Consider the following 15655-nt stretch of genomic DNA (forward strand, 5'->3'; position numbering starts at 1 on the left):
CATCAATTTCATAGTTAACCCCATCGATAACATCGAAATTATAAGTACGGAAACCATCCCAGTTAATCAGTGATTGCGGTTTACTGCTATTCACATCAATTTGATTAAATTGTGCGGCGGAGCACTCTAGCCACTGCTTAACATCTGCGCCACTGGCTTTCACTACCACTAATGTGTTTGGGTAAAGATAGAGGTCGGCGGCGTTACGGAAGGTCAGTTCGCCTTTTTCCACTTCGACAAAACTGGCAGGATCATTTTTGCGGCCGCCAGCTTTAAATGGCGCTGCGGCAGAAAGTACCGGTAAATCGGCCAAGTCAGGATCGCCCTGAATAAAGTGTTCGGTATAGGCGCGCTGGGCATTATTGACAATTTGTACTGTCGGATCGTCTTGGATCAGTGACAAATAGCTGTACATATTATCTGAGGCTTTGCCGATCGGCTGGCTGACAAAATCACGGGTGCCTTGGTGATCGGTGGCTAACACTTTGACCAAGTTGGTATTTTCGGCGGCCAGCGATTTTTGCGTCGCTTTATCAAAGATAGGGCGGGCTTCAGCTTTTGCTTGTGTCACCTGCCATTGGCCTTGGTCATTATTCAACACAAAATCAACCACACCAAGATGGTCACCCCACTGACCGGGCATCACTGCCGGAATGCCGTTTAATGTCCCCTGTGCGATATCTGCCCCTTTGATAGTGGCAAAATCTTTACTTGGGAAGACGGCGTGAGCATGACCGAACATAATGGCATCGATTCCCGGCACTTGGCTGAGGTAATAAACCGAGTTTTCTGCCATCGTTTTATAAGGGTCACTGGAGAGGCCGGAGTGGGGGATTGCGACCACTAAGTCGGCACCTTGCTTACGCATTTCCGGTACCCATTTTTTAGCAGTTTCGGTGATGTCATCGACGGTAACTTTGCCGGTAAGGTTGGCTTTATCCCATATCATGACTTGCGGAGGCACAAAACCAATGTAGCCAATACGCAAATTATGGCTTTTTCCCTCACGATCTTTGACCGGGGTATTCACAATTATATAAGGTTGAAACAGGGGCTTACCGGTTTTGACATCAATGACGTTGGCATTCACATAGGGGAATTTAGCCCCCGCCAGTGATTTTTTTAGATAATCCAGACCATAATTAAATTCATGGTTGCCGATGTTGCCCACGGCATAATCCAGTGTGTTCATTGCCTTATAAACAGGGTGAATTTCACCGGCTTTTAGCCCTTTAGCGGCCATATAGTCACCCAGTGGGCTGCCCTGAATCAGGTCGCCATTATCCACCAGCACACTGTTAGTGGCTTGTTGGCGAGCCGCTTCAATCAGGCTCGCCGTTCGGACCAGACCGAATTTCTCCGTAGGTTTGTCTTTGTAATAATCGAAATCCATCATATTGCTGTGCAGGTCGGTGGTTTCCAGTACTCGCAAATCAACCGTCGCGGCCTGCGCGGTTGAGGTTGCGAGCGCAATCAGGCTGGCAAGAAGGGATAACGTCAGCGGACGCTTAAACATGGCTTTCTCCATCGTGTCTTTTCCATTAAGAAAACAATTCGATCTGTATCGCAAAAGAACATGTAAATTTAATAGGTCGTCATAGCAAAGTGTGAAGTTTGGCAGAAAATGATTGTGGATAACGCGGAGATGCTCACAGTTGCAGCAGGTTAATTTCCCTGACTTTATTGAGGCTTATCCGACAAAGGTGGCTATTTGGCTAGAAAATTATTAGTCTGCCAAACAGGTATCACGCGTTGTGATGATTAATTTTTATTTTAGTTTGCGTTCTAAAATGAATATAGCGTGAGCGACACGTTCCAGGAACCCTTATTGATTTAACAATTACTATCAATATCCGACATGACTCATAAAACCAAGGGGTGGATGATGTTAGAGCAAATTTGCCAGTTGGCCCGCGAGGCAGGCGTGGCGATTATGGCGGTCTATCAGGGTGAAAAGCCCCTTGATGTGGCCCATAAAAAAGATGATTCGCCCGTCACCGCCGCGGATCTTGCCGCTCACCAGATTATCAAAGCCGGGTTGGCGGCATTAACCCCCGATATTCCGCTGTTATCTGAAGAGGACCCGCCGACTTGGGCAGTGCGTCAACATTGGCAGCGCTATTGGTTGGTTGACCCACTGGATGGCACCAAAGAATTTCTGAACCACAATGGCGAATTCACCGTCAATATCGCCCTGATTGACCAAGGGGTACCGGTGTTGGGGGTAGTTTATGCTCCGGCGAGTGAAGTGATGTATAGCGCGGAAAACGGCCAGGCGTGGAAAGAAGAGTGTGGCCGGCGTATGCAGATTGAGGTGCGTGATGCTGTCCCGCCGCTGGTGGTTGTCAGCCGCTCCCACAGTGATGCCGAGCTGGAAGATTATTTGGCACAATTGGGCGAGCACCAGACGGTAGCAGTTGGATCATCACTTAAGTTTTGTCTGGTCGCTGAAGGAAAAGCGCAGCTGTATCCTCGCTTTGGGCCGACCAATGTGTGGGATACCGCCGCCGGGCATGCAGTCGCCATAGCTGCCGGGGCACAAGTTCACGATTGGCGGGGTAAACCACTTTCTTATATCCCGCGTGAATCTTTCCTGAACCCCGGCTTCAGAGTATCTTTGTTCTAGTTTTACTGTTTCACAAGCTGGTGCAGTTGGTCGATGACCTGCTGCACTTCTTCTGCGGTCAGCGCACCGTCTTTGACAAATTTAACGTTTCCTTGCTTATCCAGCACCACGACAGCCGACCCTTTCTCCGCTAAACCCCAGGCCTTTTGAACACTCCCATTGCTGTCGACCACAAACTGCGACCAGGGGAATTCCCGCTTATTACTTTCAATACTATTACGCACAAACACCGCAGTACCGATGATGGCGTCATCGGTATTGACGATTGTCGTCGTTTGGTAATGTTCGTGTGGCAAATTGGCGTGTTTAATAGCTTCCACCAACGGCGCATTCAGTTCTTTTGCTGATGTGCGGCCAGCAATATGCTGGACAACGCGCACTTTGCCGGGCAATTGCGAGCTATTCCAGTTTTTATAGCTAAACTGATCAGTAGCCTTATCGTAGTTTAATTCGCCTTTATCGCTGACACCTACCGGCGGAACCCGCTGGTCAACTTGGATGGTGAGCGCGCTAGCCATAAAGGGGGTTAACAGCAGCGACAGTATAAGCAGGCTATTTTTTATCATGGGATGTCCTTGTGGATCTTATGAATGATGACTTAGTCCTGACAGCAGACAAGTTTCCCAATAATAGGTGCAGATCAGAGGTCTGTCCTGTTTGTCTAAAATAATTATTTCTGACAGTGACTAGATGGTTATTCTGTTACGAACTCTCATTTTCTCTTAATGACACTGTAATATTATGTAAATCCAGCATCAATGACTAGTTTTGCGGGAACTTAACACCATACTCTAGGTCTATTACTCTGCAATTAACTTACGCTACCTGTGATCGTGGTCGCTAAGGCGCCAGAGGGTACGTACTAGTGCTATGGGAGGAAAGTAAAACAATGAGGATCTTCCAACGTTACAATCCGGCAAAAATCGCGATGTATGTCAAAACGCTCTTTCGCGGTCGGTTGTATATCAAGGATATGGGGGCTTTTGAGTTTGATAAGGGCAAAATTTTAATCCCGAAAGTTAGGGATAAACGCCATTTTGAGGTGATGTCGGAAGTTAACCGGCAAGTAATGCGTCTGCAAACTGAAGTCTAGTGACATCCCCGGCTCGAATTAATTGCGGCTCCTAAATAGGAGCCGCTAATGTTTCAATCATCACAAAAATATCAGCGGTTATGCGTCACTGCTTTCATGCGGTGCTTTTGGCAATATTGGCGCTGGCTGATCACTGAGTTTGGTCACCAATAACTGATCGATTTTATAGCTATCGATGTCCACCACTTCAAACTTATAACCGGCATATTTGACGAAATCGGTGCGCTTTGGAATTTTGCGTAACATATACATCATAAAGCCGCCGATAGTTTCATAATTGCCCGATTGCGGGAATTCGTCGATATGCAGCACGCGCATGACGTCTTCAATTGGCGTACCACCCTCAATCAGCCATGAGCTTTCATCACGGGCGACAATCTGTTCTTCCTGCCCTTGGCCGACCAAATCGCCCATCAAGGTAGTCATTACGTCATTCAGCGTAATTATCCCAACGACCAAAGCATATTCGTTGAGGATAACCGCAAAGTCTTCACCAGCAGTTTTAAAGCTTTCCAGTGCTTCAGAGAGAGTCAGAGTATCCGGCACAATCAACGCCGAGCGGATTTGTACCCCACTGCTGAGCACCAGGCTCTGATTGCCCAAGACCCGGTTCAACAAGTCTTTGGAATCAACATAACCCACCACTTGATCGATATGACCATCGCAGACCAGGAATTTTGAATGTGGATGGGTCGAAATCTTCTCTTTGATGCTGTCTTCACTTTCCCGTAGATCAAAATAAATCACACTTTCGCGTGAAGTCATGGAAGAGGGGACGGTACGGGACTCCAGCTCAAATACGTTTTCAATCAGCTCGTGTTCTTGCTTGCGTAGCACCCCCGCCAATGCGCCCGCTTCCACGACCGCGTAGATATCATCCGAGGTGATATCATCATTGCGAACCATTGGTAGCTTAAATAGGCGGAAAATCAGGTTCGCCATCCCATTGAAGAACCAAACTAATGGACGGCAAATCATCAGGCAGAAGCGCATCGGGTTGACGATCCGCACAGCAACCGCTTCAGGTGAAATCATCCCGATGCGTTTCGGGGTTAAATCTGCAAACAGGATAAATAAGCTGGTTACCAGGACAAATGAGCAAATGAAACTGACTTGATCGGCAAGCTCAGGCGACATAAAACGTTCAAATACCACCTTGAAAGAGGGCGAGAATGCCGCATCACCGACAATACCACCGAGGATGGCGACGGCATTCAGCCCAATCTGAACCACGGTGAAGAAAATCCCCGGAGTTTCTTGTAATTTAAGTACTCGTAAGGCGTTGATATCGCCTTCATCTGCCAGAAGTTTTAATTTAATTTTTCGCGATGCTGCGAGTGAAATCTCTGATAACGAGAAGAAGGCACTCACTGCGATTAAAAATAGAATCAGTAAAATACTGTTTAACATAATCTGTCCGTGTCGTACCGACGATAGCGCCGGCGATCGTAAGGAAGGGCCATACTGTTATTTCGGTTAATTCAATTAGTTTCTGGATAACGGCAGAAAGTCGTTATCGGGCTGAAAATGAACAGCCCGAAGTAGTATAGCAGCAGCAGTGAGAGCGCCGCCAGCCTTACAAATTAGGAGGCATACAAACGCCGATACCGCCCAAACCACAATATCCATGTGGGTTTTTGTATAAATATTGCTGGTGGTCATCTTCGGCGTAGTAAAACGGCAGAGCAACAGCAATCTCGCTGGTGATAGCTCGGCTGTCACCTGCTTTTATCATGGCTTGTTGGAACAGGATCTTACTCTCTTGCGCTTGCGCTTCCTGTTCTGGGGTCAACACGTAAATAGCTGAACGATATTGTGTTCCGACATCTCCACCTTGACGCATTCCCTGAGCGGGATCGTGATTTTCCCAGAAGATCTGCAATAGTTGCTGATAACTCATGATGGCAGGATCAAATACAACTCGAACCACTTCTGCGTGCGCGGTGCGGCCACTACACACTTCATGGTAGGTTGGGTTTGGTGTGTATCCACCACTGTAACCCGCAGCGGTGCTATATACGCCCGGTTGTTGCCAAAACAGGCGCTCAACACCCCAGAAGCAGCCCATCGCGAAGACAGCAACTTCCATACCTTCAGGGACATGTGTCATGGAGTGTCCATTCACCACATGGAGAGTTGCGACCGGCATCGGTGTCAGTCGACCTGGCAAAGCATTCGCCGCATCAATGACGGCAGTTTTATCAAAATTTTGCACCACAATAGACTCCGATGTTGACAGTGAACCCTAAGTTTACAGTAAATAACTAACAAGATGTTTACAGTGAATGGCGATAGACAGTTGTATCTGATGACGAGTTTGCACACAATAAGATCCATTCCGCATAAATGTAGCGGCTTAAGGTAGAGTTTTAGGGGTTATAGGCTTTAATCGGTCTTTGTACGCGGGATAATATACTCGTCATACTTCAAGTTGCATGTGCGTTGGCTACGTTCAATCACCCGAATCACTTACAAAACAGTAAGCTCATCGGGTTTCTCTTGCTTGCCGCCTTCCTGCAACTCGAATTATTTAGAGTATAGTGTGGTCGATTCCACTTTTTTTGAAATGCCCGTAAGATCGTTTTTTACAGGAAAGTAGACCTAATCAGGAGTACGCGTGCCACGATACCCTATTCTATGTTTTTTGTGTGTATTGCTCGCCACACCTATCGCCTACGCTGCTAATGTGCGGTTGCAGGTTGAGGGTCTTAGCGGGGATTTAGAAAGAAATGTCAGGGCGCGTTTATCAACAATTGGCACTGATGAAGTCACAGCTGATGGGAGATTTCGCTCCAGGGTGGATGAAGCCATCCGTCAGGGGCTACGCGCTTTGGGGTATTATGACCCCACCATTACTTTCGATTTACAACAACGCCCGGCACCTGCTCGTTCGGTGTTAATCGCCCACGTGGTTCCCGGAGAGCCGGTTTTGATTGCCGGTGTGGATATCGTGCTGCAAGGCGGCGCGAAAACCGATCCTGATTATCTGGCGTTGGTGCGCCGAGATACGCCTAAAATTGGCTCGGTGCTTAATCATGGCGATTTTGATAATTTCAAAAGTTCACTGACTGGCCTGGCATTACGCCGAGGTTATTTTGATGCCAATATGATCAAAAGCCAGCTAGGTGTTGCCGCAGAACTGCGTAAAGCCTTCTGGGATATTGATTTTGACAGCGGCCAGCGCTATCGCTTTGGTAAAGTTATCTTCCAAGGCTCACAAATACGTGAAGATTATCTGCAAAATTTAGTGCCATTTCATGAAGGACAATTGTACTCCGCTGATGATCTGGCCGAACTGAACCGCCGCCTTTCTGCGACAAACTGGTTTAACTCTGTTGTCGTTTCACCGGATTTTCGTGATGCGAAGAAAACCAGAATTTTGCCGCTTGACGCCGTCGTGACACCTCGAACAGAGAACACCGTTGAGCTGGGGGGCGGTTATGCCACGGATGTGGGTCCGCGCCTGACGGCCAGTTGGCGTAAACCGTGGGTGAACTCCTACGGGCACAGTTTGACGACGAGCACCACACTCTCAGCACCCGAGCAGACACTGGATTTCAGCTATCGTATCCCACTGTTAAAAAACCCACTTGAGCAGTATTACCTGCTACAGGGCGGGTTTAAACGCACGGATCTGAATGACACCAAATCAGATACCACGACACTCAACGTGGCTCGTTTCTGGGATTTATCCAGCGGTTGGCAGCGCGCAATCAACCTGCGTTGGAGTCTGGATCACTTTACTCAGGGCAGTGTGACGGACACCACCATGCTGCTGTATCCGGGGGTGAGCATTAACCGCACCCGTCAACGTGGTGGGGCCATGCCGGTTTGGGGCGATAGCCAACGCTATTCTATTGATGTGTCTGATACCACTTGGGGGTCTGATGTTGATTTCGGCATCTTCCAGGCGCAAAACGTGTGGATACGCACCTTGGGTGAGAAAAACCGCTTTGTGGTGCGCGGTAATTTGGGCTGGATTGAAACCAATAATTTTGACCGTGTGCCGCCGTCACTGCGCTTCTTTGCCGGTGGTGATCGCAGTATTCGCGGCTATAAATTCCGCGATGTCTCTCCGCGTGACAGCGAAGGTAAGTTAACTGGCGCCTCTAGATTAGCTACCGGCTCTTTAGAATACCAATATAACGTCACCGGCCGCTGGTGGGGGGCAGTATTCGTCGATACCGGTGAAGCGGTAAATGATATTCGCAAGAGTGATTTGAAAACTGGCGCCGGGTTTGGGGTGCGTTGGGCGTCCCCGGTCGGCCCGATTAAACTGGATATCGCGAAACCTATTGGTGATAACGAAGCACATGGCGTGCAATTTTATATCGGTTTGGGGCCTGAACTATGACTCGCATAAAAGAACCGACGCAAATAGAGGAACAGGTGCCGGCAGAGAAACCGATGCCGGTAAAGAAACTGAGGTGGGTAAAGAGACTCAGTATCGCCTTTTTGCTCATTATCCTGTTGTTGGTAGGAACTCTGGCGGGCTTACTCGGCACCACCAGTGGTTTGCATTTTGTTATCAACAGTGCCGCACGTTGGGTGCCTGGTCTGGATATAGCCAGTGTCAGCGGTGGCTGGCGTGATCTGACACTAAAAGGTATTCAGTACCAAATGCCGGGTGTGACCGTGAAAGCGGGGCAGTTTCATCTGTCATTGCAGCTATCCTGTCTGAAGCGCAGTGAGCTGTGTGTTAATGCGCTGACCGCCCAAGATGTAGATGTGGTGGTCGATACCAAAGCTATGGAACCTGCCGCCCCCGCACCTGCCAGCACTGAACCTATGGGCGAATTGAGTACCCCGTATCCCATCACCCTACGTTTACTATCGCTGAATAATGTCAAAGTGACTATTGATGACACGGCGATTTCACTCAATGAATTCCGCACTGGCGCGCATTGGCAGCAGCGAGCATTGAACTTGATGCCGACTAAGATCAGTGGGTTATTGATTGCATTGCCAAAAACAGTGCCTGCTATTGTCCCTGATGCGGCGAAACCCGCAGTGGAAACCGCTATCGCCGTCAAAGAAGCGGTTGAGCAACAGGCGGCGGCCCCCGCACCACCAGAAACGGCTCTGGGTGAAACCTTAAAAGAGTTATTTGCCAAGCCACTATTACCCGATTTGCCAGATTTCCGTTTGCCGCTGGATATCCAGGTTAAAGAGATTTCAGGGCAGCAGCTTCGGCTAACCGGTGACACCGATGTGCTTATCACTAGTCTGTTACTGCAAGCCAGCACTCAAGATAACCGCATAACACTGGACACACTCGATATCAAATCGCCACAGGGCGGGCTGTCTGCCCGTGGTGAGGCGACGCTAGCCGATTCGTGGCCGCTGAGTATCACCGTTAACAGTGCGTTGAACATTGAGCCACTGAAGGGCGAAAAAGTGAAACTGACAGTAGGGGGGGCATTACGCGAACAACTCAAGGTCGCGCTTAATTTGTCCGGCCCGGTGAGTGCGCAATTGGAGGCCGAAACCGCCCTGGCGCAGGCGGGTTTGCCCATGGCACTGACCCTACAAAGTAAGCAACTGCGCTGGCCACTGAGCGGCGAACCTCAATTTCAACTCGATAATCTCAGAATGCGGCTTAATGGGCAGGCGACAGATTACGCACTCTCAATCCGCTCGGACTTTAAAGGTACTGACTTGCCGCCCGCACTCTTCACATTGGACGGCAAAGGGAATGTTGAGCAATTCAATCTGACGCGTTTGCGCCTGGCCGCGCTGCAAGGTAATACCGATCTGACCGGGGTGGTGGATTGGAGCAAGGCGATCAGTTGGAACTCGGTCTTAACTCTGTCAGGGATTAATACCGCCAAGCAGTGGCCGGAGTGGCCGGCAAAACTGGATGGCAAGATTGTGACTCGCGGCAGTATTCATGGCGGCAGCTGGCAATTACAAGTGCCGGAGCTGACGTTGGACGGTAATGTGAAACAGAATCGCGTTACTGCTCGCGGTTCATTGACCGGCAATGCAGCAGGTCAGTGGCATATTCCGGGCATCAATCTGGCATTAGGCCGTAATAAGCTGGATGTCAAAGGAGATCTGAATGACAACTGGCTGCTTGATGCCAATGTCGATGCGCCGCAGCTTGATGGTGCGTTGCCGGGGCTAGGTGGCGTGGTAAAAGGAACGCTGAAATTGCGCGGTAACCTTAAAGCGCCACAACTGTTGGCAGATCTCACCGCGAGCCGCCTGCAATGGCAAGAATTAACCATTAATCGGGTCAAGATTGATGGCGATGTTCGCTCGACAGATCAAATTCAAGGCCAGCTGGCCATTAGAGTCGAGCAGCTCAAGCAAGCCGATTTGGTGGTCAGCCTCCTAACGTTAGATGCCCGTGGCAGTGAAAAACAGCATCAATTGCGCCTGAATATGCAAGGTGAGCCGGTTTCCGGCCAATTGGCGCTGGAGGGAAGCTTTGACCGGCAGCAAGAGCGCTGGCGCGGGACTCTCAACAATACACGCTTTGATACGCCGGTAGGTGAATGGCGTTTAAGTCGTGCCATCGCATTGGATTATCAAAACACACTTGAGCGAGTCACCATCGGGCCACATTGCTGGCTTAACCCGAATGCAGAGCTTTGCGTGCCGCGTGCGATTGAAGCAGGCCCGAGTGGGCAGGCGAGTGTGGTCCTTAATCGCTTTGATTTAGCGATGATAAAACCGTTCCTCGGCCCGGATACCACCCTGAGTGGTGTGTTCACGGGGCGGGCCGATATGAGTTGGAAAGCCGGTGGTAGCTTGCCAGATGTGCGGGTCTCACTCAGTGGCAATGGTGTCAAAGTCCAACAAATGGTGCAGGGCAATCCGCTGCCGATCGCCTTTGAAACGCTGAACTTGAATGGTGGTGTGGCTAATGGGCAGGTGCGGGCCGACTGGTTGATTAAACTGGTGAATAATGGTCAATTCTCAGGGCAGGTGCAGGTGGCAGACCCCGAGGGGCGGCGTAATCTATCCGGTAACATTGCTATCAGTAATTTCTCGTTGGCAATGATTAACCCTATCCTGAGTGATGGTGAAAAAGCCTCTGGCTTACTCAATGCTAACCTGCGTTTAGGCGGCAATGCGAAAAGCCCATTAGTCTTTGGCCGGCTGGCGCTGGACAATGTGGATGTTGATGGTAGCTGGATGCCATTTGATATCACCGAAGGGCGTCTGGTGATGAATTTCGACGGTATGACCTCGACGCTAGAGGGGCTAATTCGCACCTCGCAGGGGCAACTTAATCTGTCCGGTGATGCCGATTGGCGTGATATCAATGCCTGGCGAGCCAGAATTGCGGCAAAAGGTAATAAATTACGGGTCACTGTCCCACCCATGGTGCGGATTGATGTTTCTCCAGATATTGTGTTTGAAGCCACGCCACAACTGTTTAGTCTTAATGGCTCGGTCGATATCCCGTGGGCGCGTATTACCGTGCAAGAAGTACCGGAAAGTGCCGTCGGCGTCTCCCCTGATGAAGTGATGCTCAATAATGATTTGCAGCCGATTTCACCGCGTTCGGCCAGTATTCCGATTAACAGTAATCTGGTGATTCGGATTGGTAATGATGTCCGCCTGAATGCATTTGGCCTGAAAGCGCGCTTACAGGGCGATTTAAAAATGGTTCAAGACCAACGCGGTTTGGGGTTGAATGGGCAGATTAATATCCCCTCCGGCAGTTTCCGTGCCTATGGGCAGGACTTGATTGTTAACAAAGGGATATTGCTGTTCTCCGGGCCGCCGGATCAACCGCTGCTCAATATTGAGGCAATCCGTAACCCTGATGCGACTGCCGATGGTGTGACGGCTGGCGTGCGCGTGACGGGTATGGCCGATGCGCCACGGCTGGAAATATTCTCAGACCCCGCTATGTCACAGCAAGAAGCACTATCTTACTTGTTACGTGGGCAAGGGTTGGGCAATTCAGGAGCCGACAGCGGCCTGATGACTTCAATGCTGGTCGGTATGGGGGTTGCGCAAAGTGGTAAACTTGTGGGTAAAATCGGCGAGGCATTTGGCGTCAGCAATTTGGCACTGGATACTCAAGGGGTCGGTGATAGCTCACAAGTGGTGGTGAGCGGCTATGTCACTAAAGATCTGCAAGTAAAATACGGTGTGGGTATATTTGACTCGCTGGCTACGTTAACATTACGTTATCGGTTGATGCCCAGGTTGTATCTGGAAGCGGTGTCTGGTATTGATCAGGCATTAGATGTGCTTTATCAGTTTGAGTTCTAACAATGCGAATTATTGTCTACGGTAGTTTACGGCGCAAGCAAGGTAACAGTCACTGGATGACGGACGCCCAGTTGTTGGGCGAACATGACCTGGAAGGTTTTGATATGTACAACTTAGGTCATTATCCGGCAGTGGTTCCCGGAGAGGGCACTGTGCATTGTGAAGTTTATCGGATTAACTCATCTATTATGAATGAGTTAGATGAACTGAAAAGTAACACCAAGGATTATCGGCGTGAATTGATCCAGACGCCTTATGGCAGTGCCTGGATATACCTTTACCGTTTACCGGTTGAAGGATTACCACGAATTTACAGTGGTGATTGGCTTAAGCGCCATGAAGAAAATGATAAGCCGCAAAGCTAGATATCAATATAAGTAATAAAGAAAAACAAAAAACACCGCTCAATGGCGGTGTTTTTGCTATGTGCTTTTTACTCTATGAAACAGAGAGTTACTTCTTCGCACGCTCGAAAGAAGACAAGATCTCGGCTTTAGCTGCGGCGGCATCTTCCCAACCGTCAACTTTCACCCATTTGCCCGTTTCCAGATCTTTGTAATGCTCAAAGAAATGTTGGATCTGTTTTTTCAGCAGTTCTGGCAGATCCTGCACGTCTTTGATGTGATCATATTCTTTGGTCAGTTTGCTGTGCGGAACCGCAACTAGCTTGGCATCTTCGCCTGCTTCATCAGTCATTTTCAACACGCCAACTGGGCGGCAGCGAATCACTGAACCTGGCTGCAACGGATACGGTGTTGGCACCAGCACATCAACCGGGTCCCCATCTAATGACAAGGTATTGTTGATGTAACCGTAGTTGCACGGATAAAACATCGCAGTAGACATAAAGCGGTCTACAAACAGAGAGCCAGTCTCTTTATCGATTTCATATTTGATTGGATCTGCATTGGCAGGGATTTCGATCACAACATAGATATCTTCTGGCAGGTCTTTACCTGCAGGTACGTCGTTCAAGCTCATGTCGGTTTCCTTTTATCAAACCAGAAATGGAGTGCTGGCTATTATAGCCAAGTCTTATCTGAATTCCTGTCCTTTTCATTGCTTGATGGCGGTGAGATTGCCTGAATCTGGGCTATTTCATTGAGATAAAATCCCGTCATTAGCTAAATGTATCTATTTTAAGCTGTTTTTCCGGTGATGGTTCAAGACGACTCGCTTAGCGCCGATAACTTAATCAAATAATAAGACCGTCCGCTGTACTGCTAACACTTTGTAATCTTAACCATTTGCACACAACCGGAAAAAAACCGATGTTAAAAAAGATTACCATTAAGAATGGGCTTATTGCTCAGCTAAGCCTTATGTCATTGATATTATTAATCGTCAGTGTGATTGGTATTAATTCAATTCAGGAAAGCTCGCGCGCATTACAGGCCATAAATCAAATCCAAGGGGAGGAATTGGGATCACTATCAAATAGCTTTACTGCCACATTAAGTGCCAGAACTGAGGCGGCATTGGCCATTCATCAATTAGAGATAGGCTTGATTGATGAATCTTTGCAAACGGCAAAGCAGGCCGAAGAGTCACTGGTATTATCGCAAAAAGAAATGGCACGGTTTGTCAGCGCGGTATCTGACCGGGGAGATGGACAGGAACTGGCGACAAATATCCAAAAAAGTTATAAGAATTATGTCGATAAGGGCGTTATACCGATGTTGTCGGCTATCAAAGCCGGTTACGCTGATGAATATTACGAGGTGCTGGAAAAGAGTATTACCGATATCAGCAAAGCCTTTAATAATGATGTCGCGACTTTTCGCAGTTATGCGCTGAATGCAGGTCATTTACAAATTGATAAAGCCAATAGTGCAGCCAATATTAAATTAGCCATCATTGTGGCTGCGGGCATCATCACCTTAATTTCTGCGGTGTTGGCGTGGTTTGCGCTTAAATACATCATCTTGCAGCCGTTGGAGCAATCAATTCATCAACTGGAATATATAGCCGATGGTGATTTAACTCACAATATCAACAGCGAGGGCAATACGGAATTGGCCCGGCTGGCAAGAGCACTACAAACCATGCAGCAATCGCTGGTGGTGTCTGTCAGTAATGTGCGTGATGTCGGGGGGCAAATTGGCATTGGATCGCGAGAATTAGCCGCAGGTAATAATCATTTGGCGGAGCGTACTGAAGAATCGGCATCTTCATTGGAACAGACTGCGGCCAGTATGGAACAGTTGACCTCGACGGTGAAAATGAATGCTGAAAACTCGGATCAGGCCAATCGTCTGGCGATGAGTGTGTCGGATATCGCCAGTAAAGGCAGTAAAGTCGTCAGTCACGTCGTTGATAAAATGCAGGCGATTACCACCAGTTCGCGCCGTATCTCCGATATTATTGCCGTGATTGATGGCATTGCGTTTCAGACTAACATTCTAGCGCTTAATGCAGCAGTTGAAGCCGCCAGAGCCGGCGAGCAGGGGCGTGGTTTTGCGGTGGTGGCGGGTGAGGTTCGCAATTTAGCGCAGCGCAGCGCACAATCAGCAAAAGAAATTAAAGACTTGATTGTTGAATCGCAAAATCGGGTGCAGGAAGGGGCGGATATGGCTGAATCCGCAGGGAAAACCATGCATGAAATTGCCGATGAAGTGAACCGCGTGACTGCATTAATGCGCGAAATCTCAGCTGCTTCTTATGAGCAAAGTAGTGGCATTGAGCAAGTGAATGTCGCTATTGCACAGATGGATCAGGTGGCGCAGCAGAATGCCACATTGGTGGAACAGGCCGCTGCGGCGACGCGTTCATTAGAGGAACAAGCCGATGCACTGTCGGCCAGTATGGCGGTATTTAAATTACAAGGTGATGAGCTGGCGGTCGTAGCATAAAAAAACAGCGGCTTAGCGGGCCGCTGTATTCTAATGTTAGTGTTAGTTACTTCGCTTCTTCATCTGGGAATTTGGCGATAAAGCCTTCTGCATCTTCGACCATGGATTTAGTGCCCACGAAGAAAGGTGCGCGCTGGTGCAGTTTCTCCGGCACGATATCCAGAATGCGGTTAACCCCATCAGTGGCTTTCCCACCGGCTTGTTCTGCCAGGAACGCCATTGGGTTGCACTCATACAGCAAACGCAATTTACCTTGCGGGTGGCTGGCGGTGCTTGGGTAGATATAAATCCCCCCTTTCAACAGGTTACGATGGAAGTCGGCCACCAGTGAGCCAATATAGCGCGAAGTATATGGGCGGTGAGTGGCTTCATCCTGTTCCTGGCAATACTTGATGTATTTCTTCACACCCAATGGGAATTTAATGTAGTTCCCTTCGTTGATGGAATACATGCAACCGGTTGCGGGATAACGCACTTTTTCGCCGGATAAACAGAAAACACCCAGCGATGGATCATAAGTGAATGTATGGACGCCATAACCGGTGGTATACACCAACATGGTTGACGACCCGTACACCACATAGCCTGCCGCAACTTGCTTGGTGCCCGGTTGCAGGAAGTCAGCTTCAGTAATCGGTGTGCCAAATGGGGTGATGCGACGATAGATGGAGAAAATAGTACCGACGGACACATTCACGTCAATATTTGAAGAACCATCCAGTGGGTCCATCAGAACCACATATTTGGCATTTTCTGCGCGGCCACCATCAAAGATAACAATGTCATCTTCTTCTTCTGAGGCGATACCGGCCACTTCGCCACGCGCTTTTAGGGCTGCTTTCAATTTTT

Annotated in this window: 12 protein-coding genes; 6 read left to right on the forward strand and 6 right to left on the reverse strand. The window is 48.9% G+C overall.

The genetic code is table 11. The features are described 5' to 3' along the window. Positions 1-1528 (reverse strand): bifunctional 2',3'-cyclic-nucleotide 2'-phosphodiesterase/3'-nucleotidase (locus tag ACNSO8_RS10240; RefSeq protein WP_418394535.1); only part of this gene is annotated, 1528 nt, incomplete at its 3' end. A gap of 357 nt (positions 1529-1885) precedes the next feature. Here ACNSO8_RS10240 and cysQ point away from each other — a divergent pair. Then, complete coding sequence (cysQ, locus tag ACNSO8_RS10245; RefSeq protein WP_418394536.1) at positions 1886-2626, forward strand: 3'(2'),5'-bisphosphate nucleotidase CysQ; 741 nt, start codon at positions 1886-1888, stop codon at positions 2624-2626. Positions 2627-2628: 2 nt separating this feature from the next. On the opposite strand, the gene ACNSO8_RS10250 is transcribed toward cysQ, so the two are convergent. Next, on the reverse strand, positions 2629-3192 hold the full coding sequence (locus ACNSO8_RS10250; RefSeq protein WP_418394537.1) for a YtfJ family protein: 564 nt from the start codon (positions 3190-3192) through the stop codon (positions 2629-2631). Positions 3193-3515: 323 nt separating this feature from the next. Between ACNSO8_RS10250 and ACNSO8_RS10255 the strand changes: the two genes are divergently transcribed. Then, on the forward strand, positions 3516-3719 hold the full coding sequence (locus tag ACNSO8_RS10255) for a DUF1107 domain-containing protein (RefSeq protein WP_005156335.1): 204 nt from the start codon (positions 3516-3518) through the stop codon (positions 3717-3719). A 78-nt stretch (positions 3720-3797) separates the two neighbouring features. Here the strand turns inward: ACNSO8_RS10255 and ACNSO8_RS10260 are convergent, their stop codons facing one another. Next, complete coding sequence (locus tag ACNSO8_RS10260) at positions 3798-5129, reverse strand: hemolysin family protein (protein WP_005156333.1); 1332 nt, start codon at positions 5127-5129, stop codon at positions 3798-3800. Positions 5130-5295: 166 nt separating this feature from the next. Beyond that, entirely contained in the window at positions 5296-5934 is a 639-nt protein-coding gene (msrA, locus tag ACNSO8_RS10265; RefSeq protein WP_418394543.1) for a peptide-methionine (S)-S-oxide reductase MsrA, read from the reverse strand. 402 nt (positions 5935-6336) lie between these two features. On the opposite strand from msrA, the gene tamA reads away from it, so the two are divergent. From tamA to ACNSO8_RS10280, 3 genes are all read left to right on the forward strand, one after another. Further along, positions 6337-8073 (forward strand): autotransporter assembly complex protein TamA, encoded by a 1737-nt coding sequence (tamA, locus tag ACNSO8_RS10270; protein WP_418394538.1) that lies wholly within the window; start codon positions 6337-6339, stop codon positions 8071-8073. A gap of 68 nt (positions 8074-8141) precedes the next feature. Beyond that, complete coding sequence (gene tamB, locus ACNSO8_RS10275; RefSeq protein ID WP_418394544.1) at positions 8142-11954, forward strand: autotransporter assembly complex protein TamB; 3813 nt, start codon at positions 8142-8144, stop codon at positions 11952-11954. A 2-nt stretch (positions 11955-11956) separates the two neighbouring features. Beyond that, a complete protein-coding gene (locus tag ACNSO8_RS10280) occupies positions 11957-12319 on the forward strand; it encodes a gamma-glutamylcyclotransferase family protein (protein WP_418394539.1) in 363 nt (120 codons plus the stop codon). A gap of 88 nt (positions 12320-12407) precedes the next feature. On the opposite strand, the gene ppa is transcribed toward ACNSO8_RS10280, so the two are convergent. Then, positions 12408-12935 (reverse strand): inorganic diphosphatase, encoded by a 528-nt coding sequence (gene ppa, locus ACNSO8_RS10285; protein WP_418394540.1) that lies wholly within the window; start codon positions 12933-12935, stop codon positions 12408-12410. Positions 12936-13225: 290 nt separating this feature from the next. Between ppa and ACNSO8_RS10290 the strand changes: the two genes are divergently transcribed. Continuing rightward, positions 13226-14806 (forward strand): methyl-accepting chemotaxis protein, encoded by a 1581-nt coding sequence (locus tag ACNSO8_RS10290; protein WP_418394541.1) that lies wholly within the window; start codon positions 13226-13228, stop codon positions 14804-14806. Positions 14807-14852: 46 nt separating this feature from the next. Here the strand turns inward: ACNSO8_RS10290 and fbp are convergent. Further along, positions 14853-15655, reverse strand: an 803-nt coding sequence (gene fbp, locus ACNSO8_RS10295) for a class 1 fructose-bisphosphatase (protein ID WP_418394542.1), incomplete at its 5' end; no start/stop codon positions are given.

The sequence above is a fragment of the Yersinia sp. LJYL362 genome, from assembly GCF_048323875.1.